Origin of the sequence: Azospirillum agricola (assembly GCF_020005195.1) — a bacterium.
GTDB lineage: Bacteria > Pseudomonadota > Alphaproteobacteria > Azospirillales > Azospirillaceae > Azospirillum > Azospirillum agricola.
Genome location: NZ_JAIFZR010000002.1, coordinates 1,038,274 through 1,058,960, shown reverse-complemented (window position 1 = coordinate 1,058,960; position 20,687 = coordinate 1,038,274). Strand labels below are relative to the sequence as shown.

Here is a 20,687-nt window from a genome sequence, read left to right as displayed (position 1 = left end):
TCCTCCAGACGGTGGCCGTCTCTTGTCGTTGACCCCTCTCGGGGCTCTGGAGGCATCGGCTAGCAGCACAGTTTTGCCCAAATTTCCCGGAACTATGACGAATTGTTGCCGGTCGATTTCGGCAACTTTCCTCCGCTTTGCGATTGAGCGGCGGGCCGGAAGCTGGAACACTGGCGGCCTTTCCGCTCTTTTCCGAAGATTCCGCGTTCCATGGTCCGCTCGCGCCTGTTCCTCCGGCTGTTCTCGGCGATCCTGCTGACGCTGGGGCTGTTCTCGACGGCGGTCTACGTCTTCTCGGTCCCGCTGATCGAGGAGAAGGCCTACGAGATCGAGCGCGACGCCAGCCGGACCATCCTCGACAACGTGTTCGAGCTGGTCAGCCGCATCCGCGCCGGGCTGGAGGAGCAGCGGGCGATCACGGTGGAGTCCTACAAGACCCGCCTGCGCGACATGGTGACGGCCGCCGTCGGCTTCATCGACCACGTCCACGCCCGCGCCGACCGGGGCGAGATCACGCGGGAGGAGGCGAAACGGCTGGTGGCCGAGGGGTTGCAGGCCCTGCGCTACGGCAACGAGGGCTACATCTGGGCGACCGACTACGATTCCGTGATCGTCTCGCACCCGTCGCCCGACTATCTCGGCCGCAACGCCTCGATGTTGCAGGACAACATGGGCCGCAACATCCTGCCCACCATCATCGCCACCGCGCGCCGGTCGGGCGAGGGGTTCCACACCTACCCCTGGTGGCGCCCCAACGGCGACGAGCGGGCGCCCAAGCTCAGCTATTTCCGCGACCTGCCGGAGCGCGGCATCGTCGTCGGCACCGGCGCCTATCTGGAGGACGTCGACGCCGAGGTCGAGCGCCGCAAGGCCGAGGCCATCGAGGATCTGCGCCAGGCCCTGCGCAAGCTGCGCATCGCCCGCACCGGCTATCTCTACATCTTCGATTCGGCGAACCGGATGATCATCCACCCCAACGCCAACATCGAGGGCACCCCCTTCGGCGACCTGCCCAACGCGGCGACCGGCAACGGCATCGCCGAGGAGCTGAAGGCCGCGTCGGCGCGGGGGGAGCCGCTGACCTACCTGTGGGACAAGCCCGACGACCCCGGCAACTACGCCTACGAGAAGATCAGCTGGGTCCGCCATTTCGACGGCTTCGACTGGTACATCGCCTCGTCGGTCTATGTCGAGGAGCTGCGGCGCTCGTCGGTGGTGCTCGGCAACCGCATCCTGGCCATCGCGGTGACGCTGATGCTGGCCGGCGGGCTGCTCGGCTACGTCGCGGTGCGGCGGCTGGTCCGCCCGCTGCACCGTCTGGCCGAGACGGCGGCGCAGGTGCGGGCCGGCGACCTCGACGCCGCCAGCGGCATCCGGCGCGACGACGAGATCGGCCTGCTCGCCACCGCCTTCGACGGCATGGTCGGCCGGGTGCGCGACGACATCGCGACGCTGGACAGCCGCGTGCGCGACCGCACCGCCGCCCTGGAGGACGCCAACGCCCGCCTGCGCGACGCCATGGCCAGCCAGGACGCCGCCCGCCGCGCCCTGGCCGAGGCGGAGGAGCGCCAGCGCGTCATCCTCGACGCCATCCCGGCCTGCATCGCCGGGCTGGACCGCGACGAACGGCTGACCTTCGCCAACCGCCGCTGGGCCGAGCTGGTCGGGCGGTCGAAGGAGGAGGTGATCGGCCGCGAGCTGGTCGCCGTCGTCGGCCGCCGCGCGCGCGAGGCGCTGGCCCCGCATCTCGACCGCTGCCGGGCCGGCGAGCCGGTGACCTTCGAGTACAGCCTGCCGCGCGGCGGCGGCACGCTGGTCACCAAGACGACGCTGATCCCGCATCGCGGCGGCGAGAATGGCGGCGGGGATGGCTCCGTGTCCGGCCTGTTCGTGCTGACGCTCGACGTCACCGACGAGAAGCAGACCGAGCGCCAGCTGATCGAGGCGCAGCGGCTGAAGGCGGTCGGCCAGCTCTCCGGCGGGCTGGCGCACGACTTCAACAACCTGCTGTCGATCATCATCGGCAATTTGTCGGCGGCGCGCGACCGCTACGCCGGGGTGGCCGGGCTGGATGCCTATCTGGAGCCGGCCCAGCGCGCCGGGCGGCGCGGCGCCGACATCACCGCGCGGCTGCTCGCCTTCTCGCGCCAGCAGCCGCTGAAGCCGCGGCCCATCGAGCTGTGCGGGCTGCTGCGCGACATGGCGGTGCTGCTGCGGCGCTCCTTCCCCAGCTCCATCGCCATCGGCGTGCCGGAGGAGGGGCGCGAATGCTGGACCATCGCCGACCAGACGCAGCTGGAGAACGCGCTGGTCAATCTGGCGCTCAACGCCCGCGACGCCATGCCCGGCGGCGGCCGGCTGGACATCGCGGTCGACGTCCGCCGCGTGAGCGAGCCGCTCGCCTTCGACGAGCCGGTGCGGCCCGACGACTATCTCGAAATCCGCGTGACCGACGGCGGCACCGGCTTCACGGCCGAGGCGCTGGCCCGCGCGGTGGAGCCCTTCTTCACCACCAAGGCGCTGGGGTCGGGGCTCGGCCTGTCGATGGTCTACGGCTTCGTGAAGCAGTCGCGCGGCTATTTCCAGATCGACAGCGCCCCCGGCGCGGGCACCAGCGTCACCCTGCTGCTGCCCCGCGCCGAGCCGGTCGCCCCCCTGCCCGTGCCGGCCGCCGCCGCCCCGCCGTCCGACCGGCCCGACGGCGGCTGGCACGGGCAGCTCGCCCTGGTGGCGGAGGACAACGACGACGTCCGCCAGGTGATGCGGCAGCAGCTGGTCGAACTCGGCTTCTCGGTCGTCGAGGCGTCCGGCGGCGACGAGGCGGCGGAGCTGGTCGAGCGGATCGACGGGCTGACCCTGCTGGTGTCCGACATCGTGATGCCCGGCCTGTCGGGAATCGAGCTGGCGCGGCGCACCCGCGCCCTGCGGCCCGCCATGCGGGTGATTCTTGTCAGCGGTTTCTCAGTCGAGTATGGCGAGCTGGCCGCCGACGCGGTCATACTGCGCAAGCCGTGGGACAAGCGGGACCTGGTGGCGGCCATCGGCCGCAGCGCCGAAGCCGCACCTGCACCCGCACCCGCGTAAGGGCACGGCACGGGGGAAACGCGCGTGGCACACAAGAAGCGCATCTATCTGGTCGAGGACGAGGCCGACATCCGCAGCCTGGTGACCGGCGTGCTGGAGGGCTACGGCTACGCGGTGTCGTCCTGGCCCAGCGGGCGGGAGGCCCGGCAGGCGATCCAGCGGCAGGCGCCGGACCTCTGCATCGTCGATCTCGGGCTGCCCGACATGGACGGGCTGACCCTGGTGCGCGAGCTGTGGGAGGACGTGCGCTTCGGCGTCATCATCCTGTCCGGGCGCGGCGGCACCTCGGACCGCGTGCTGGGGCTGGAGCTGGGCGCCGACGATTACGTGGTGAAGCCCTTCGAGCCGCGCGAGCTGGTCGCCCGCGTCAACAGCGCCATCCGGCGGCGCGAGCAGCTGACGGCCGCCGCCACCACGGCGGACGGCGGGCGGGCGCGCTTCGCCGGCTGGGTCTTCGACCTCGGCGACCTGACGCTGACCGCCGACGACGGCCGCCAGGACAGCCTGACGGCGGCGGAGGCCGCCCTGCTGCTGACCCTGCTGAAGGCGCCCAGGCGCGTGCTGTCGCGCGAGCATCTGCAAGGCCCCGACCTCGACCGCGACGACTACCCCTACGACCGCAGCATCGACGTCCGCGTGTCGCGCATCCGCAAGAAGATCGAGGACGACCCGCGCAGCCCCCGCCTCATCAAGACGGTCTACGGCGCCGGCTACCTGTTCGCGGGCGAGGTGGACTGGCTGCGCTAGCCGCCTTTGTTCACCGGGCCGGGGCATCGCCTTCGTGCAGGAGGTGCCGGCGCCGTCGTAGAACTCCTTGAAGCGGCGCACCTCGTCGGCTCCGGGCGCGGCCTGGAAACGCGCCGCGGTGCTGGCCTCCAGCGTGGTGACGGGACGGCGTGGCGTGCGGCTGGTCGGTAGGCCCTGTACGTAGTCGAGGCCGTTGGCCTCACACCAGTCCAGCACCTCCGGGCAGGCGTAATGGCCATCGGCGCGCAACAGGATTTCGGTGTGCGGCCGGATGCCGCTACACCCGCCACTCCTCATGAGTTTTCCCCGGTTAGTAAAAACATTTCAGCAACAGGCTCTTTTCCTCAAGCGTATTGCGCAAGGCCATTGCCGAGGGACCAGTTCTCCTTCGCCACCTCGACGATGTTCACGAACACATCCTGTGGCCGGATGCCAGGGGTTTCGCCGAGCAGTTCCACAATCCGCCGGAACAGCATCTTCTTCTGCTCTACGGTGCGGGTGTTGTTTGCGGTAATCTGGATGTACACGAGGTCGTCGCCCCGATCGATTCCAAGATAAGACGCACTGTAGCGGAAGTTTGCAGCATCATACTCGGTGATGATCATGAACTGATCGTCTTCGGGCACGTTGAACGTTTCGTGCATCGCGCGGTATAGGCCATCGAAGATGGCCTGCCGGTACATTTCCGGCTTTCCAGCGCGCAGCGAGATATGAACAAGTGGCATCGTAGGTCCTTTCCATTACGTCCTCCTTGACAATAAACGGGGGTTCGTCATTTTCATATGGTATGGAACTGGATATCTAAGATAACGATCGGAAATGATAGACCAACCTCTCGACCTCGATTCGGTTCGAGCCTTCGTGCGGATCGCCGAACTCGAGAGCTTCACGCGCGCGGCCGAGGCCATGCGGACGACGCAAGCTGCGGTCAGCCTGAAGCTGAAGCGTCTCGAAGAGAGGCTCGGGTGCCGCCTCTTCGAGCGAACGCCGCGGTATGTGCAATTATCGGCACGCGGCGCCGCCTTCCTCGATCACGCCCGCGAATTGTTGGAGGTGCATGATCGCACGCTCGCCTCGCTTGCGCGGGGGCGCCAGCGCATCGCCATCGGCATCAGCGACCATGTGGCGGGACCGGAGCTTCCCGCCCTGATCGCACGGATGAACGCACAGGACCCGCAGCTGGTGATCGAAATCCGGATCGGATCGTCGGGTGATCTGCTTCAGAGCTTCGACCGACGGGAACTCGACACGGTGATCGTCCGCTTGCACGCGGGGCGTAAAGACGGCGAACTCCTCACTGAAGAACAGTTTGGCTGGTTCGCGGCGCCAAGCTGGCAACATCGGGCGGACGAACCTTTGCCAATCGCCACCATGGCCGAGCCCTGTGGGGTGCGGGCGTTGGCCGGGCAGATTCTCGACGCGGCAGGCGTGCCGTGGACAGAGATTTTCGTTGGCGGCGGCGTGACTGCGGTGGCGGCGGCCGTCATGGCCGGGCTCGGCGTCGCGGCATTGTCTCCGCGCATGGTGCCGTTCGGCACTGTCGACGTCGGCCCAAGGCTCGGGCTTCCAGCCCTGCCGCGCCTACCCGTGCTCTTGCACACGAGGGTCAAGGACGGAAGACCGCGCGAGGCGCTCGCGGCACTTTCGGCCGCCTTCAGGAGTGCGGTCCGAGGGTGATGCGTCCGTCACAAGACGGGGTGACTGAGACTCGGCTGAGCTATTGCCGGTGCGATTGCTCCCGTTTCGTGACGGGCTCCCTTCGACCGGCGCTCCACTTCCGCCCAGAGTAGAACGCCTCAGTCCGACGACATGCGGTTACCATCGAAACGAACCGCCACAGACGTTCCGCGGGTCAATGGCAAGCGGGGGAGTGGACGGGGAAGATCAACCTCGGCGGGTAAGGCGCTCGGGAACGCCCCGGCCTCGCCCGGCCGTCGGCGGAGCCTAGAAATTGTTCATCAGGAACTTTTCCCCGGCCTTCAGGCTCTCGCCGTAACCCAGCGTGTATCGCCATGGCGTGGAGGGAACGCCCATGGCCTTCAAAATGCTCGGAACGAGCTTGTCCGGCACGACGACGCCCCTTCCTTTTGCATCGAAATACTGCTGAAGCCTTCTTCTTATGAAATCCCGAATCTTGTCATCGTTCAACGACAGGTCGCCAACCTCCTGCCGCACCTCGTCCCTGAGGATCGAAAACCAGAATCTCTTGCCAGCCGCCTTCCATCTTGCACGCTGCTTTTCATATTTCTTCCTCGCCGCATTCAGTTTCTTGATGATTTTTGTTGTGCTCAACATGCCCGTGTTGTTGTGGTTGGCGGACATCGTCATGTAATTGGCGGGTTCCAAGGACGGATAGACGATCTCGGTGAAGTTGGCCACCTTGGCCTTCCAGTTGTCCTTGAGGAAGATATGGTCCGCGCTTTTCGAAGCTGTCAGATCGCCGAAGGCGATGAAATTGCCCGTCTTCGTGTTGCTGAGAACCAGATCCGGCCGTGTCGAGCCGACGGGAAGCTGTTCGTACACCGTCGTCTGCTTGGGCAGGTTGGTCGGATAGAATTGTGAGTCCGTGCTGGTCGCCAGGCTTTCGATCGCATAGCCGAAGGAGGTGGCAAGGGTTTTGACGACCTTGCCGCTGTTGTAGTCGTTCCAGTCGCTGACCCATTTCTTCGTGTGCCCGTCGAGGTCCTTGTAGGGGCCGAGCTGCGGGGCGCTGAGGATGAAATTGTAGGCTTGCTGGGTCGAATTCTGGAACTCGGTGAAGAAGGTGTTCGAGTTCTTGTAGTCCGTCGAATTCTTCGGCGCGGTTATCGTCTTGTTCGCCAGGGTCACCTGCTGCATGCGCTGGAGGACGCGCGCCGGCGGCCGGAAGGACGGCGCGCCCGCCCTTCCCATCGGCCCCCCCGCCGGCACCGGCGGCGGGTTCGGGCGGGGCATCGGCGCCGCCTTGCGCTGCAACGCGCCGCGGTTCGCTTCCGCGACCCCGAAGGGCCGGCCGGAAAACGGGGGGCCGGAAAATGGGTGTGCGGAAAACGGGGTCGCCTGCGGGGCCGGCGAGGCCATGGCGGCGGCGGCCCGCTGGCCGAGCCGGTCGGCTTCGGCCTCCAGCGCGTCATCCTGAACGATCGACAGGCCGTCCGGAACCGCCACCCGCACCCGGCCGGCCTTCTGCTGCAACACATGGGCGAGTTCATGGCCGAGCAACTGCTGGCCCTGCGGGGTGTCGGGCCGGTATTGGCCGGGCGCGAAATAGATGTCGGAGCCCGTGGTGAAGGCGAGGGCGCCGATGGACGATGCCTGCGGCCCGACATGGACGCGGACGTTGGAGAAGTCGCCCCCCAGAGCCGCCCCCATCTTGCGCTGCAACGCCTCGGGCAGCGGCTTTCCGGGGGTGGCCGGGAGGAAAAGCCGGTTGGGCGGGACCGCCGTGACGCGCGGACCGCCGTTGCGCGCCGCCGGCCCCGCCGGCCGGCCGAAACCATGGCTGGCGGCGAACTTCCCTTGAATGATCCGCGAGGCTTTCCCCGACATCGACCAGCCCTTCCCCGAATTCGTGGAACGAGGATCACTGTCCGGGCAATTTCTTTATAATCGGTAAGCGAACGATCACATTCTCAACCCCTGCGCCACGTCCGGCGGCGGATGCGTCGTTCACCGAATCAGTCTCGCCGCCGGCTCCCGCGCGCCGGGCGGATGCGCCTCGGCCGCCGCTGGCGACGCGCCGGGTAACAATTGGTCATAATCCTGAGAAAGTTGGGCAACGCTGGCCTGCTACAGCGTCGGTCCAAGAAGCCGACAAGAATCATTGAGGGAGAACGGTCCGATGAGTGAAGCCTGCGCCCAGCCGAACGTGTACGAACGCGATCTCGAGCGCACCGCCGCGAACTTCGTGGCGCTGACGCCGCTGACCTATCTGGAGCGCGCCGCCGCCGTCTGGCCCGAGCGCACCGCCGTCGTCCACGGCGCGATCCGCCGCAGTTGGGCGGAGACCTTCGTCCGCGTCCGCCGGCTGGCCGCCGCGTTGGCGAACGCCGGCATCGGCACGGGCGACACCGTCGCCATGCTCGCCGCCAACACCCCGGAACTGTTCGAGGCGCATTTCGGCGTGCCGCTCGCCGGCGCCGTGCTGAACGCCATCAACACCCGCCTCGACGCCGACGCCATCGCCTTCATCCTCAAGCACGGCGAGGCGAAGCTCCTCATCGTCGATCGCGAGTTCTCCGCCGTCGCCAAAAAGGCGCTCGCCAGCCTCGACGCGCCGATCCCGGTCATCGACATCGACGACCCGGCCTACGGCGGCGGCGAGCTGATCGGCGACCGCGACTACGAATCCTTCCTCACCGACGTCGGCACCGAGCATCCCTGGGTCCTGCCGGCCGACGAGTGGCAGGCCATCGCGCTGAACTACACCTCGGGCACCACCGGCAACCCCAAGGGCGTCGTCTACCACCACCGCGGCGCCTACCTGAACGCGGTGTCGAACGCGCTGTCCTGGAACATGGGCGACGCGCCGGTCTATCTGTGGACGCTGCCGATGTTCCACTGCAACGGCTGGTGCTTCCCCTGGACCATCGCGGTGACCGCCGGCACCAGCGTCTGCCTGCGCCAGGTCCGCCCCGACGCCGTGCTGCGCCTGATCCGCGAGGAGAAGGTGACGCATTTCTGCGGCGCGCCGATCGTGCTGAACATGCTGAACAACGCCCCGGCCGAGCTGAAAGGCGGCATCACGCAGCCGGTCAAGGCGATGACCGCCGGCGCCGCGCCGCCGGCCGCCGTCATCGCCGGGATGGAGCGCATGGGCTGGGAGGTGACGCACGTCTACGGCCTGACCGAATGCTACGGCCCGACGGTGGTCAACGTCTGGCACGACCGCTGGAACGATCTGCCGCTCGACGACAAGGCGGCGATCAAGGCCCGCCAGGGGGTGCGCGGCCCGATGCTGGAGGAGGTGATCGTCGCCGATCCCGGCACGCTGGAGCCGATGCCGAAGGACGGCCGCTCGATGGGCGAGATCCTGATGCGCGGCAACAACGTGATGAAGGGCTACCTGAAGAACCCGAAGGCGACGGCGGAGGCGTTCTCCGGCGGCTGGTTCCACACCGGCGACCTGGCGGTGTGGCACGCCGACGGCTATGTCGAGATCAAGGACCGCTCGAAGGACATCATCATCTCGGGCGGCGAGAACATCTCGTCGATCGAGGTGGAGGACGTGCTCTACCGGCACCCCGAGGTGCTGGAGGCCGCCGTGGTCGCCCGCCACGACGAGAAATGGGGCGAGACGCCCTGCGCCTTCGTCACCCTCAAGGACGGCGCGGCGGCGACGGAGGCCGACATCATCGCCTTCTGCCGCGCCCACATGGCCCATTTCAAGTGCCCGCGCACCGTCGTCTTCGGCCCCCTGCCAAAGACCTCCACCGGAAAGATTCAGAAGTTCGTCCTGCGCAAGCAGACCGAGGCGCTGTAAGCCGCGCGTCACCGCCCCTCCCCGCCCGTGGGCGCGCGGGGAGGGGCGGTGACGCGCGACGCCCAAACACCATCGCTCCCGCATCGCTCCCGAGGACTCGCACCATGAAAATCCTCTGCGCCGTGAAGCGCGTCGTGGACTACAACGTCAAGATCCGGGTGAAGACCGACAACACCGGCGTCGAGACGGCCAACATCAAATTCTCGATGAACCCCTTCGACGAGATCGCCGTCGAGGAAGCGGTTCGCCTCAAGGAGGCCGGCAAGGCGAGCGAGATCGTCGCCGTGTCGGTCGGCCCGGCCCAGGCGCAGGAGACGCTGCGCACCGCGCTCGCCATGGGGGCCGACCGCGCCATCCTGGTGCAGACCGACGCCGAGACCCAGCCGCTGGCCGTCGCCAAGGTGCTGAAGGCGCTGGTGGACAAGGAAGGCCCGACGCTGGTCATCCTCGGCAAGCAGGCCATCGACGACGATTGCAACCAGACCGGCCAGATGCTCGCAGCATTGCTCGGCTGGGGCCAGGGCACCTTCGCCTCGAAGGTCGTGGCGGGCGAGGGCTCCATCACCGTGGCCCGCGAGATCGACGGCGGGCTGGAGACGGTGGAGTTGACGCTTCCCGCCATCGTGACCGCCGACCTGCGCCTCAACGAGCCGCGCTACGCCTCGCTGCCCAACATCATGAAGGCGAAGAAGAAGCCGCTGGAGACCGTCACCCCGGACAGCCTGGGCGTCGATGTCGCCCCGCGCCTGACGACGCTGAAGGTGGTCGAGCCGGCCAAGCGCAAGGCCGGCGTCAAGGTGGCCGACGTGGCGACCCTGGTCGACAAGCTGAAGACCGAAGCGCGGGTGATCTGAGAGGGGATGAACTGACCATGGCCAACATTCTCGTCGTCGCCGAGCACGACAACGCGACGCTCAAGCCCGCCACGCTGAACGCCGTCACCGCCGCCGCCCAAATTGGCGGCGACGTCCATCTCCTGGTCGCCGGCAAGGGCGCCCAGGCTGTCGCCGAGGCCGCCTCCAAGGTCGCCGGCGTGTCGAAGGTCCTGCTGGCCGACGATTCGGCTTACGAGCACGCGCTGGCCGAGCCGCTGGCGGCGCTGCTGGTCGGGATCGGCCGTGGCTACGGCCACATCCTCGCCCCGGCGACCTCGGTCGGCAAGAATCTGCTGCCGCGCGTCGCCGCGCTGCTCGACGTCGCCGCGATCTCGGACATCACCGGCGTCGTCTCGGCCGACATTTTCGAGCGGCCGATCTACGCCGGCAACGCCGTCGCCACCGTCCAGTCGAAGGACCCGATCAAGGTCGTCACCGTGCGGACCACCGCCTTCGAGGCGGCGGGCGAAGGCGGTTCGGCCGCCGTCGAGACGATCGCCGCCGCCGGCAACCCCGGCCTGTCGCGCTTCGTCTCGGCCGAGCTGTCCAAGTCCGAGCGTCCGGAGCTGACCTCGGCCCGCGTCATCGTCTCCGGCGGTCGCGGCATGCAGTCGGGCGAGAATTTCGCCCTGCTGGAGGCCATCGCCGACAAGCTGGGCGCCGCCGTCGGCGCCTCGCGCGCCGCCGTGGACGCCGGCTTCGTGCCCAACGACTACCAGGTCGGCCAGACCGGCAAGATCGTGGCGCCCGAGCTGTACATCGCCGTCGGCATTTCCGGCGCCATCCAGCACCTCGCCGGCATGAAGGACAGCAAGGTCATCGTCGCCATCAACAAGGACGAGGAGGCGCCCATCTTCCAGGTCGCCGATTACGGCCTCGTCGCCGACCTCTTCAAGGCGGTGCCCGACCTCTCCGCCTCGCTGTAAGGCGCGCCCCTCCCCCACTCCCCCTTGTCCGAAAGGCGCCCCGATGACCGGCTACGCCCCCCCGCTGAAAGAGATCCGCTTCGTCCTCGACCATCTCGCCGGCATGGCCGAGGTGGCGGCCCTGCCGGGCTTCGGCGACGCCACGCCCGATCTGGTGGACAGCATCCTGGACGAGGCCGCCAGGATCGCCGGGAACACGCTGGCCCCCCTGAACCGCGCCGGCGACACCCAGGGCGCCAGGCTCGACGAAAGCGGAACCGCCCGCACCACGGAGGGCTGGAACGCCGCGTGGCGGACGCTGGTGGAGGGCGGCTGGAACGGCCTGCCCTTCGAGCCGGAGCATGGCGGCATGGGGCTGCCGAACCTGCTGAACACCGCCGTGCAGGAGATGTGGCATTCCGCCAACATGGCCTTCGCGCTGTGCCCGATGCTGACGCAGGGCGCGGTCAACGCGGTGCGGCTCTACGGCTCCGACGCGCTGAAGGCGCTCTATCTGCCGAGGATGGTTTCGGGCGAATGGACCGGGACCATGAACATCACCGAGCCGCAGGCGGGATCCGACCTCGCCGCGACCCGCTCGCGCGCGGTGCCGGCCGGCGACGGGACCCACCGCGTCACCGGGCAGAAGATCTTCATCACCTACGGCGACCACGACCTGACGGAGAACATCGTCCATCTGGTGCTGGCCCGGCTGCCCGACGCCCCGGCCGGCGTGAAGGGCATCAGCCTGTTCGTCGTGCCGAAGTTCCTGCCCGACGCCGACGGCAACCCCGGCGCCCGCAACCAGGTGAACTGCGTGTCGCTGGAGCACAAGCTGGGCATCCACGGCAGCCCGACCGCCGTGCTGTCCTTCGGCGACGAGGGCGGCGCCACCGGCTGGCTGGTCGGCGAGCCGAACCGTGGCCTGGAATACATGTTCACCATGATGAACCACGCCCGGCTGGCCGTCGCCCTGCAAGGGCTGTCGATCGCCGAGCGGGCCTACCAGCAGGCCCTGGCCTACGCCCGCGAGCGCGTGCAAGGCAGGCCGGTGGGCTGGACCGGCGGCCAGGGGAGCGCCGGCATCCTCCACCACCCCGACGTGCGCCGCCTGCTGATGGGCATGAAGAGCCGGATCGAGGCGATGCGCGGCCTGCTCTACACCGCCGCCGCCGCCGTGGACACCGCCCACCACCACGCCGACGCCGGGACGCGGCAGCGGGCCGGGCTGCTGGTCGATCTGCTGACCCCCATCGCCAAGGGCTGGTGCACCGAGACGGGGCAGGAGATCGCCTCGCACGGGGTGCAGGTGCATGGCGGCATGGGCTTCATCGAGGAGACCGGCGCCGCCCAGCATCTGCGCGACGCCCGCATCACCACGATCTACGAGGGGACCACGGCGATCCAGGCCAACGACCTGATCGGCCGCAAGATCCTGCGCGACGGCGGGGCGTCCCTGCGCGCCCTGCTGGAGGAGATCGCCGCCCTCGGCCGCGAGCTGGCCGGCAGCCCCGACGATTCCCTGCGCGTCACCGGCGCGGCCCTGGCGGAAAGCTGCGCCCAGGCCGGCGAGGCGGTGGCGTGGCTGCTGACCGCCGGCGCCGGCGACGCCCGCGCCCCTTCGGCGGCCTCGGTCAATCTCCTGGAACTGCTGGGGCTGGTGGCCGGCGGCTGGCAATTGGCCCGCGCCGCCCGCGTGGCGTCGGCGCGGCTGGAGGCGGGCGATCCCGACACGGCCTTCCTGTCGGCCAAGCCGCTGACGGCCCGTTTCTTCGCCGAGCATTTCCTTCCCCGCGTCGACGCGCTGCGCGCGACGATCGTCGCCGGCTCCTCCAGCGTGATGGCGTTGACGGAAGAGCAGCTTTTCGCATGAGCGCGCACGCCCCCGCCCCATCCGGGTCGGGGGCGTCCTCCGCCGCCGGCCGGCCCGGATCGCGCCAGCGGCCCCCGTCGGTCACGGCCCTTCAGGCGGAGGCGCGGACGATCGGGATTCCACGCCCTTCATAGGCGTCCAGGACATCGGCCGGGCAGCCCCTTTCCACGATCAGCCCGTCGATCTCGTCCAGGCCGACGACATCGCAGGCGGACACCGCGCCGAGCTTCTCCCGCGAGGCCAGCACGATGGTCTCGGCCGACCGCCGGCTGATCGCGCGCTTGATCGCCGCCTCCTCCCGGTCGCCGGTCGTCAGCCCATGCTCCGGATGGATGCCGGCGACGCCCATGAAATAGACGTCGGCGCGGATGCGGGAGATGCCTTCGATCGCCACCGCCCCCACGGCGACGTTCGAATGCTTGTAGACGCGGCCGCCGATGAGTTCGACCTCGACGCCCGGATGGTCGAGCAGCGCCACCGCGACATCCGGGCTGTGGGTCGCCACCGTCGCCCGCAAATCCAGGGGCAGGGCACGGGCGAGCGCCACGGCGCTGGTGCCGCCGTCGAGAAACACGATCTGGCCGTTCCTGACCATCCCGGCCGCGGCCCTGGCGATCGCCGCCTTGCCCTCGACCGAGACCTTTCGGCGGGTGGGAAGGTCGGCGAGCGCCTTCGAAGCGGGAAGCGCCCCGCCATGGACGCGCTGAAGCAGGCCCTCGGCCGCCAGCTCGCGCAGATCGCGGCGGATCGTGTCCTCCGACAGCCCGAGCGCCCGGCTGAGGCCTTTCGCCACCACGCGGCCCTCCCGAGCCAGCGTGTCGAGGATGAGCGCCTTCCGTTCGGTCGTCAGCATGAGGGGCCCCGCTCCGGTCTTCGCGGCATATTGCACGTTTCCCAGAAATCATGCAACATCGTGCAGACTTGCGCATCGGGAGGCGGGCATGGCGATATCCAGCCGGGTTCGGGTCGAGGACGTGACCACCCTGTCGGACGACTGGTACGTCCTGAAGAAGACGACCTTCAGCTTCCTGAGGGGGGACGGTTCCTGGCAGCGGCAGAGCCGGGAGACCTACGACCGTGGCAACGGCGCCACCATCCTTCTGTACGACCCGGACCGGCGCACGGTGCTGCTGACCCGGCAGTTCCGCTACCCGGCCTTCGTCAACGGCCATGACGACCTGCTGATCGAAGCCCCGGCGGGCCTGCTGGACAACGCCAGCCCCGAGGAGCGCATCAAGGCCGAGGTCGAGGAGGAAACCGGCTACCGCGTCACCGACGTCCGCCCGATCTTCGACGCCTTCATGAGTCCGGGGTCGGTGACGGAGCGCCTTCACTTCTTCGTCGGCGCCTATTCGGCGGCCGACCGGGTGTCCGACGGCGGCGGCAACGCCGACGAGGGCGAGGACATCGAGCGCCTGGAGCCGACGATCGACGAGGCGCTGCGGATGATCGCGGACGGCCGCATCCGCGACGGCAAGACCATCATGCTGCTGCAACACGCCGCCCTGCATCTCTTCAAGGACGGCGGGACCGTCCGATGACCGACATCCGCGCCGCGCGCGCCGACGACCTCGCCCGCAACGTCGAGATTTGGCGGACCTCCGTCCTGGCGACGCACCATTTCCTGACGCCGGAGCATTTCGCCGAGATCGCCGATCTGGTGCGGACCGCCTATCTGCCGGCCGCCGGGCTTCTGGTCGCCGTGGACGGGCAGGATGTCCCGCAGGCCTTCCTGGGAGCGTCCGGCGGCCACATCGACGCGCTCTTCGTCCACGCCGACAGCCGGGGCGTCGGGTTCGGCCGCAAGCTGGTCGAGCATGTCCGCCGGGACCGGGACACCGTCACCGTGGACGTGAACGAACAGAACCCGTCCGGCCGGGGCTTCTACGAACGCCTCGGCTTTGCGGTAGTCGGCCGCTCGGAGACCGACGACGACGGCCGGCCCTACCCGCTGCTCCGCTTGCGATGGAGGCGTGCCGGCGCCGCAACGCCGTAAACCGCGACCGATCCGAACACCGCTCCGCCGGTCCCGGCCAGATCTGTTGATCCCGGCGGGAAGGAATGCGATCCTGCGCCCTCATCACCGGGCGGGCAGGATGTCATCGAACGCGTCACCGAATGGCGGCAAGCGCCTGACGATCGGGGTCGTCGACGATGATCCGGCGGTGCTCCGGATGGTCGCCGACCTGCTGGCCGGCGAAGGCTACGGGACGGCGCTCTGCCCCGACGCGGCGTCGCTGATGGCGGTGCTGGCGTCCGGCCGGCTCGACCTGATCGTGCTCGACCTGCGCCTGCCGGACCGCGACGGCATCTCCATCGCCGCCCAGCTTCGGGGCACGATGGACGTGCCGATCATCATGCTGACCGGGCGCGGCGACGACATCGACCGCATCATGGGGCTGGAGGTCGGCGCCGACGACTACATCGTCAAGCCGTTCAACAACCGGGAGTTCATCGCGCGGGTGAAGGCGGTGCTGCGCCGCACCGCCCGCGAGAGCGTTCCGGTCCCGGCGCCCTGCAAGCGCGGCTACCGCTTCGCCGGCTTCACGCTGGACGAGGACGGGCGGCGGCTGTTCGACCCGGCCGGCAAGCCGGTGGCCCTGACGGTGGCCGAGTTCGACCTGCTGGTGGCGCTGGTCCGCGCCCACGGGCGGGTGCTCAGCCGCAACCAGATCCTCGACCTGACCCACCACGACCGCGACGACGTGTTCGACCGGACCATCGACGTGCTGATCCTGCGGCTGCGCCGCAAGATCGAGCGCAACCCGCAGCAGCCCTGGCTGATCCGCACCGAGCGCGGGCTCGGCTACGTCTTCGACTGCGACATCGAGGCGTTCGGCCACTGACCGGCGCCGGGCGCATCCCCGTTCGTTGGCGGGCGTTCCGTTAACAGGATTACAGCCGCTCCCTGAAAGCGTGACATCCGCCGTTCACCCTGGCCGCTTACACTGGCCGGACGAACAGGCGCGTCCGCAAGAAGCCAAGTCGAACTCCAGGGAGGAGTGTTCCCGTGACATCCGCAGACAACTGGATCAAGTCCAACTGGATCAAGTCCAACTGGGTCAAATCCGCCGGTCTCGGCCTTGGCGCGCTGGTCGCGCTTGCCGCGCAGCCGGCCCAGGCCCAGGGCGCGCTCACCGTCCTGTGCGGCGTGCAGGAGGAATGGTGCAAGGCGATCGCCGTCGCCTTCGAGAAGAAGACCGGCACCGCCGTCGCCATGAGCCGCAAGAGCGCCGGCGAGGCGCTGGCCCAGATCCGCGCCGAATCCGCCAACCCGAAGACCGACGTCTGGTGGGGCGGCCCCGGCGACCCGCATCTCCAGGCCGCCGAGGAAGGGCTGACCCTCGCCTACGAGAGCCCGCAGCAGGCGGACCTCCAGCCCTGGGCGCAGAGCCAGTACAAGCAGTCGCAGGGGCGCAGCGTCGGCGTCTACGCCGGGGCGCTCGGCTTCGTCTACAACACCGAGCTTCTGGGCAAGCGCAAGATCGGCGCGCCGAAATGCTGGGCCGACCTGCTGCGTCCGGAGTTCAAGGACGAGATCCAGATGGCGAACCCCAACGCGTCGGGCACCGCCTACACCGCGCTCGCCACCCTGGTGCAGATCCTGGGGGAGGATGGGGCGTTCGATTACCTGAGGAAGCTGAACGACAACGTCAACCAGTACACCAAGTCGGGCAGCGCGCCGGCCGCCGCCGCCGCGCGCAGCGAAACGCTGGTCGGCATCGTCTTCATGCATGACGGCATCAACCAGAAGATCAACGGCTTCCCGGTGGACGTCGCCGCCCCCTGCGAGGGCACCGGCTACGAGATCGGCTCGATGAGCATCCTCAAGGGCACGAAGAACCCCGACGCCGCCAAGGCCTTCTACGAGTTCGCCCTGTCGCCGGAAGGGCAGGCCACCGGCGCCGAGACCAAGCAGTTCCAGATGCCGTCCAACCGCAAGGCGGCGATTCCGCCGGAGGCGCCGAAGCTGGAGGCGATCCGGATGATCGACTACAACTTCCAGAAATACGGCACCGCCGAGGAGCGCAAGCGCCTGCTGTCGCGCTGGGACGCCGACATCAAGGCCGTCGCCAAGTAACGGCTTTCCGGCCCTTCTCCTCCGGGCAGGGCAATCGTATCCGGCGGCCGAAGCCCTCTCCCGTCCCGGGAGAGGGAGGGGACCCGCGAAGCGGGGAGGGTGAGGGGCTGGCGGAACATGGATTTCGTTCCACGCCCGATAGCCCCTCACCCTTCCCATGCTCTCGCATGGGCCCCGAGGTCGCTCGCAAGTCTCGCGACCGCATTCCGCCTACGATCGCCTTCGGCGATCGTCCGGCCTGCGGCCGTCGGCTCCATGCCCTCTCCCGGGGTGGGAGAGGGAGCCATAAGGCGATCGCCCCGCCCACAGAAAGGGACCGGCCGCGCCCGGTCCGTCAAAATCCGCAGGTGATGTGATGCGTCCACGCTCGGCAATATGGCTGGCGCTGGGGTGGGTGGGCTTCGCCCTGCTGCCCTGGTTCGCCGGCAGCGGCACCCAACCCACACTCGCGCCGCCCGCCCCCGGTCCGGCCGGCTCCGCCCTGATCGACGGGCTGACCAGCGGGCGCTGGTGGCTCCTGCCCGTCGCCCTGCCGCTGCTGCTGGCGCTGGCCGTCACGGCGCTGCCAAGCCTGCGCGCCCGCCAGCCGGCGGCGCTGCTGGCCGGCGGCGCCTTCGGGCTGGCCTGGGTCGCGGCGCAGGGCTTCGCCATCGGCCTCGACGGCTGGGCCTGGGGCTGGCTCGGCGCCCTCTTCGGGCCGCTGCCGCTCGGCCAGGGCGGCTTCGGCGCCGGGGCGGCGCTGACCGCGCTGTCCTTCCTGTTCCTGATGACCAACGGCTTCGCCGGCTTGGGCTTCATGAAGGGCGACCGCTTCACGGCCGGCGCCATCGGGCTGGTGCTGGCGGCCATCGCCGCCTTCGTCTTCCTGCCGGTCGGCTATGTGCTGAGCGGGGCCGGCGACACCGGAACCGGCGGCTTCTCGGCGGCGGCGCTGTGGACCCGCCTCGCCGCCCCCGACGTCTGGCGCCTGTCCTGCCTGACCGAGGCGAAGTCCTGCGGCGTCGTCTGGAACAGCGTCTTCCTGGCGGTGATGACCGGCATCGCCACCACCCTGCTCGGGCTGGCCTTCGCGCTGGTCGCCGTGCGCACCGGCTTCCGCGCGAAGAAGCTGCTGCGCGTGCTGACCGTGCTGCCGATCATCACGCCGCCCTTCGTCATCAGCCTCGCGGTCATCCTGCTGTTCGGGCGCAACGGCACCGTCACGCTCGCGATGGCCGACTGGTTCGGCATCCCGGTCTCGCGCTGGATCTACGGGCTGCCCGGCGTGCTGCTGACCCAGACGCTGGCCTTCACCCCGATCTCCTTCCTGGTGATGATCGGCGTCGTGCAGGGCATCGGCCCGTCGCTGGAGGAGGCCGCGCAGACGCTGCGGGCCAGCCGCTGGGTCACCTTCCGCACCGTCACCTGGCCCTTGATGCGCCCCGGCGTCGCCAACGCCTTCCTCATCAGCTTCATCGAGAGCCTCGCCGATTTCGGCAACCCGCTGATCCTCGGCGGCAATTACGAGGTGCTGTCGACCAAGATCTACTTCGCCGTCGTCGGCGCCCAGAACGACCCCGGCCGGGCGGCGGCGCTCGGCATCATCCTGCTCTGCCTGTGCCTGGGCGCCTTCTGGGTGCAGCGGCAGTGGCTCGGCAAGAAATCCTACGCGACGGTCGGCGGCAAGGGCGACAACGGCATCCCCTCGCAGCTTCCGCGCGGCGTCAAGATCGCCGCCTACGCCACCGCCCTGCCCTGGGCCGCCTTCACCTTCGTGCTGTACGGCCTGATCCTGTTCGGCGGCTTCACCGAGAACTGGGGCCGCAACAACAGCCTGACCCTGCGCCATTACCTGGCGGCCTTCGACCTCAGCTGGGGGCCGGGCGGGCTGATCTGGTCGGGCCGCGCCTGGGGCTCGCTGTTCACGACGATCGAGGTCGCCGCTTTGTCGGCGCCGCTGACCGCCGCCGTCGGCCTGCTGACCGCCTACCTGCTGGTGCGCCAGAGCTTCAAGGGCCGCGGCGCCTTCGAGTTCCTGACGATGCTGAGCTTCGCCATCCCCGGCACGGTGATCGGCATCAGCTACATCCTCGCCTTCAACCAGCCGCCGATCGAGCTGACCGGCACCGTCACCATCCTCATCGTCTGCTTCGTCTTCCGCAACATGCCGGTCAGCATCCGGGCCGGCGTCGCCGCCATGTCGCAGATCGACCGCAGCCTCGACGAATGCTCGCTGACGCTGGGGGCGGGCAGCGTGCAGACGATCCGCCGGGTCATCCTGCCGCTGCTGCGCCCGGCCATCGTCGCCTCGCTGGTCTACAGCTTCGTGCGCGCCATCACCTCGATCAGCGCGGTGATCTTCCTGGTCAGCCCGAAATACGAGCTGGCGACCGCCTACATCGTCGGCCGCGTCGAGCAGGGCGATTTCGGCCTCGCCATCGCCTACAGCTCGGCGCTGATCGTCCTGATGTCGGTCGTCATCGCGCTGATCCAGTTCGCCGTCGGCGAGCGCCGCATCGGCCGCCGCACCGCCACCCCCGTCACGCTTCAGGAGAAGCCGGTATGAGCATCGCCAGCAAGGCCGCGGGCGTCGAGTTCCGCAACGTCAGCCGCCGCTACGGCAACACCGCCGCCGTCGACGACGTCAGCTTCAGCATCGAGGCGGGCACGCTGGTCACACTGCTCGGGCCCTCGGGCTGCGGCAAGACCACCACGCTGCGCATGATCGCCGGGCTGGAGATGGCGAGCAGCGGGACGATCCTGATCGGCGGCAAGGACGTCACCCGGCTGCCGGCCACCGACCGCAACGTCACCATGGTGTTCCAGTCCTACGCGCTGTTCCCGCACATGAGCGTGGCCGACAACGTCGCCTACGGGCTGGTGGTCAGCGGCGTGCGCAAGCGCGACGCCGCCGCCCGCGCGGCCGAGGGGCTGGAGCTGGTCGGGCTCGGCGGCTACGGCCAGCGCCTGCCGAGCGAGCTGTCGGGCGGCCAGCAGCAGCGCGTCGCCGTCGCCCGCGCCCTGGTGCTGGAACCGGAGGTGCTGCTGTTCGACGAGCCGCTGTCCAACCTCGACGCCAAGCTGCGCCGCAAGATGCGCGACGACATCCGCGAGCTTCAGCAGAAGCTCGGCCTGACCTCCGTCTACGTCACCCACGACCAGGAGGAGGCGCTGGCCGTCTCCGACCGCATCATCGTGATGAACCGGTCGGTGATCGCCCAGACCGGCACGCCGGACGAGCTGTACCGCCGGCCGAACAGCCGCTTCGTCGCCGACTTCATCGGCGGCGCCAATCTGATCGACGGCGAGCTGGTCGCGCGCGGCGGCGGGACGGCGACGGTGGCGCTCGGCCGGCTGACGCTGTCGGTGCCCGATCCGGGCCTGCCGGCCGGGGAGATCCTGCTCGCCGTCCGGCCGAACGCGATCCGCCTGCGGCCGGTGGGCGCGGGCGGGGGTATCGACGAGAGCGGCGACGGCATCCCCGTCACCGTCCGCAAGGCGACCTATCTCGGCTCGCACATGGAGTACGGGCTGGTCAGCGAGTTCGGCGACCTGTTCGTGGTCGATCCCAACGTCGCCAACCCGGTGCCGGCGGGCGCCAGCGCGCTGGCGACCTTCACCGGCGACGGCATCGCCGCCGTCGCGCGCTGACCCGCCACGCCCCGCCCCATCGCGCGCCAAT

16 protein-coding genes and 1 pseudogene are annotated in these 20,687 nt (G+C 69.1%); 13 read left to right on the top strand and 4 right to left on the bottom strand.

The window, feature by feature from the left end; translation table 11 throughout:
- The first annotated feature begins 210 nt into the window (after window positions 1-210).
- Both JN22_RS07595 and JN22_RS07590 read left to right on the top strand, forming a co-directional pair.
- Window positions 211-3,084, top strand: coding sequence for a cache domain-containing protein (locus tag JN22_RS07595; RefSeq protein WP_085553301.1), 2,874 nt, complete (start codon window positions 211-213; stop codon window positions 3,082-3,084).
- Between the two features lie 24 nt (window positions 3,085-3,108).
- Complete coding sequence (locus tag JN22_RS07590; protein WP_085553300.1) at window positions 3,109-3,831, top strand: response regulator transcription factor; 723 nt, start codon at window positions 3,109-3,111, stop codon at window positions 3,829-3,831.
- A gap of 42 nt (window positions 3,832-3,873) precedes the next feature.
- On the opposite strand, the pseudogene JN22_RS07585 reads toward JN22_RS07590, so the two are convergent.
- A pseudogene (locus tag JN22_RS07585) lies at window positions 3,874-4,098 on the bottom strand (transposase); the annotation flags it as partial.
- A 77-nt stretch (window positions 4,099-4,175) separates the two neighbouring features.
- Complete coding sequence (locus JN22_RS07580; protein ID WP_085553299.1) at window positions 4,176-4,556, bottom strand: tautomerase family protein; 381 nt, start codon at window positions 4,554-4,556, stop codon at window positions 4,176-4,178.
- Between the two features lie 94 nt (window positions 4,557-4,650).
- Here JN22_RS07580 and JN22_RS07575 point away from each other — a divergent pair, with 94 nt between their 5' ends.
- Window positions 4,651-5,508 (top strand): LysR family transcriptional regulator, encoded by an 858-nt coding sequence (locus JN22_RS07575; RefSeq protein ID WP_085553298.1) that lies wholly within the window; start codon window positions 4,651-4,653, stop codon window positions 5,506-5,508.
- 267 nt (window positions 5,509-5,775) lie between these two features.
- Here JN22_RS07575 and JN22_RS07570 read toward each other — a convergent pair whose 3' ends face one another.
- Entirely contained in the window at window positions 5,776-7,359 is a 1,584-nt protein-coding gene (locus JN22_RS07570) for an eCIS core domain-containing protein (RefSeq protein WP_085553297.1), read from the bottom strand.
- Window positions 7,360-7,651: 292 nt separating this feature from the next.
- Here JN22_RS07570 and JN22_RS07565 point away from each other — a divergent pair, with 292 nt between their 5' ends.
- The 4 genes from JN22_RS07565 (at window position 7,652) to JN22_RS07550 (ending at window position 12,945) form a co-directional block, all read left to right on the top strand.
- On the top strand, window positions 7,652-9,292 hold the full coding sequence (locus JN22_RS07565; RefSeq protein ID WP_085553296.1) for an acyl-CoA synthetase: 1,641 nt from the start codon (window positions 7,652-7,654) through the stop codon (window positions 9,290-9,292).
- A gap of 104 nt (window positions 9,293-9,396) precedes the next feature.
- Window positions 9,397-10,146 carry an electron transfer flavoprotein subunit beta/FixA family protein gene (locus JN22_RS07560; RefSeq protein WP_085553295.1) on the top strand — a complete coding sequence of 250 codons (750 nt, stop codon included), beginning with the start codon at window positions 9,397-9,399 and terminating at the stop codon, window positions 10,144-10,146.
- A 17-nt stretch (window positions 10,147-10,163) separates the two neighbouring features.
- Window positions 10,164-11,093, top strand: coding sequence for an electron transfer flavoprotein subunit alpha/FixB family protein (locus JN22_RS07555; RefSeq protein WP_085553294.1), 930 nt, complete (start codon window positions 10,164-10,166; stop codon window positions 11,091-11,093).
- Window positions 11,094-11,136: 43 nt separating this feature from the next.
- Entirely contained in the window at window positions 11,137-12,945 is a 1,809-nt protein-coding gene (locus JN22_RS07550) for an acyl-CoA dehydrogenase C-terminal domain-containing protein (RefSeq protein WP_085553293.1), read from the top strand.
- Between the two features lie 91 nt (window positions 12,946-13,036).
- On the opposite strand, the gene JN22_RS07545 is transcribed toward JN22_RS07550, so the two are convergent.
- On the bottom strand, window positions 13,037-13,798 hold the full coding sequence (locus JN22_RS07545) for a DeoR/GlpR family DNA-binding transcription regulator (RefSeq protein ID WP_085553292.1): 762 nt from the start codon (window positions 13,796-13,798) through the stop codon (window positions 13,037-13,039).
- A gap of 88 nt (window positions 13,799-13,886) precedes the next feature.
- On the opposite strand from JN22_RS07545, the gene JN22_RS07540 reads away from it, so the two are divergent.
- The 6 genes from JN22_RS07540 (at window position 13,887) to JN22_RS07515 (ending at window position 20,656) form a co-directional block, all read left to right on the top strand.
- Window positions 13,887-14,486: an NUDIX domain-containing protein gene (locus tag JN22_RS07540; protein ID WP_085553291.1), complete on the top strand. Its 600-nt coding sequence runs from the start codon at window positions 13,887-13,889 to the stop codon at window positions 14,484-14,486.
- Window positions 14,483-14,941 carry an acetyltransferase gene (locus JN22_RS07535; RefSeq protein ID WP_085553290.1) on the top strand — a complete coding sequence of 153 codons (459 nt, stop codon included), beginning with the start codon at window positions 14,483-14,485 and terminating at the stop codon, window positions 14,939-14,941. Before JN22_RS07540 ends, JN22_RS07535 begins: the two co-directional genes overlap by 4 nt.
- A gap of 100 nt (window positions 14,942-15,041) precedes the next feature.
- Window positions 15,042-15,791, top strand: a complete 750-nt coding sequence (locus JN22_RS07530) for a response regulator (protein WP_085553289.1) — start codon at window positions 15,042-15,044, stop codon at window positions 15,789-15,791.
- 164 nt (window positions 15,792-15,955) lie between these two features.
- Window positions 15,956-17,026: an ABC transporter substrate-binding protein gene (locus tag JN22_RS07525; RefSeq protein WP_223677612.1), complete on the top strand. Its 1,071-nt coding sequence runs from the start codon at window positions 15,956-15,958 to the stop codon at window positions 17,024-17,026.
- A gap of 355 nt (window positions 17,027-17,381) precedes the next feature.
- On the top strand, window positions 17,382-19,571 hold the full coding sequence (locus JN22_RS07520) for an ABC transporter permease (protein WP_085553288.1): 2,190 nt from the start codon (window positions 17,382-17,384) through the stop codon (window positions 19,569-19,571).
- Window positions 19,568-20,656, top strand: a complete 1,089-nt coding sequence (locus tag JN22_RS07515) for an ABC transporter ATP-binding protein (RefSeq protein WP_085553287.1) — start codon at window positions 19,568-19,570, stop codon at window positions 20,654-20,656. The genes JN22_RS07520 and JN22_RS07515 overlap by 4 nt, the downstream gene beginning before the upstream one ends.
- The last annotated feature ends 31 nt before the right edge of the window (window positions 20,657-20,687 follow it).

Excerpts from the sequence above, each read along its gene's own strand:
- JN22_RS07595 (WP_085553301.1), top strand. The coding sequence starts at position 211 with ATGGTCCGCTCGCGCCTGTTCCTCCGGCTGTTCTCGGCGATCCTGCTG.
- JN22_RS07580 (WP_085553299.1), bottom strand. The coding sequence starts at position 4,556 with ATGCCACTTGTTCATATCTCGCTGCGCGCTGGAAAGCCGGAAATGTAC.
- JN22_RS07575 (WP_085553298.1), top strand. The coding sequence starts at position 4,651 with ATGATAGACCAACCTCTCGACCTCGATTCGGTTCGAGCCTTCGTGCGG.
- JN22_RS07570 (WP_085553297.1), bottom strand. The coding sequence starts at position 7,359 with ATGTCGGGGAAAGCCTCGCGGATCATTCAAGGGAAGTTCGCCGCCAGC.
- JN22_RS07565 (WP_085553296.1), top strand. The coding sequence starts at position 7,652 with ATGAGTGAAGCCTGCGCCCAGCCGAACGTGTACGAACGCGATCTCGAG.
- JN22_RS07560 (WP_085553295.1), top strand. The coding sequence starts at position 9,397 with ATGAAAATCCTCTGCGCCGTGAAGCGCGTCGTGGACTACAACGTCAAG.
- JN22_RS07555 (WP_085553294.1), top strand. The coding sequence starts at position 10,164 with ATGGCCAACATTCTCGTCGTCGCCGAGCACGACAACGCGACGCTCAAG.
- JN22_RS07550 (WP_085553293.1), top strand. The coding sequence starts at position 11,137 with ATGACCGGCTACGCCCCCCCGCTGAAAGAGATCCGCTTCGTCCTCGAC.
- JN22_RS07545 (WP_085553292.1), bottom strand. The coding sequence starts at position 13,798 with ATGCTGACGACCGAACGGAAGGCGCTCATCCTCGACACGCTGGCTCGG.
- JN22_RS07540 (WP_085553291.1), top strand. The coding sequence starts at position 13,887 with ATGGCGATATCCAGCCGGGTTCGGGTCGAGGACGTGACCACCCTGTCG.
- JN22_RS07535 (WP_085553290.1), top strand. The coding sequence starts at position 14,483 with ATGACCGACATCCGCGCCGCGCGCGCCGACGACCTCGCCCGCAACGTC.
- JN22_RS07530 (WP_085553289.1), top strand. The coding sequence starts at position 15,042 with ATGTCATCGAACGCGTCACCGAATGGCGGCAAGCGCCTGACGATCGGG.
- JN22_RS07520 (WP_085553288.1), top strand. The coding sequence starts at position 17,382 with ATGCGTCCACGCTCGGCAATATGGCTGGCGCTGGGGTGGGTGGGCTTC.
- JN22_RS07515 (WP_085553287.1), top strand. The coding sequence starts at position 19,568 with ATGAGCATCGCCAGCAAGGCCGCGGGCGTCGAGTTCCGCAACGTCAGC.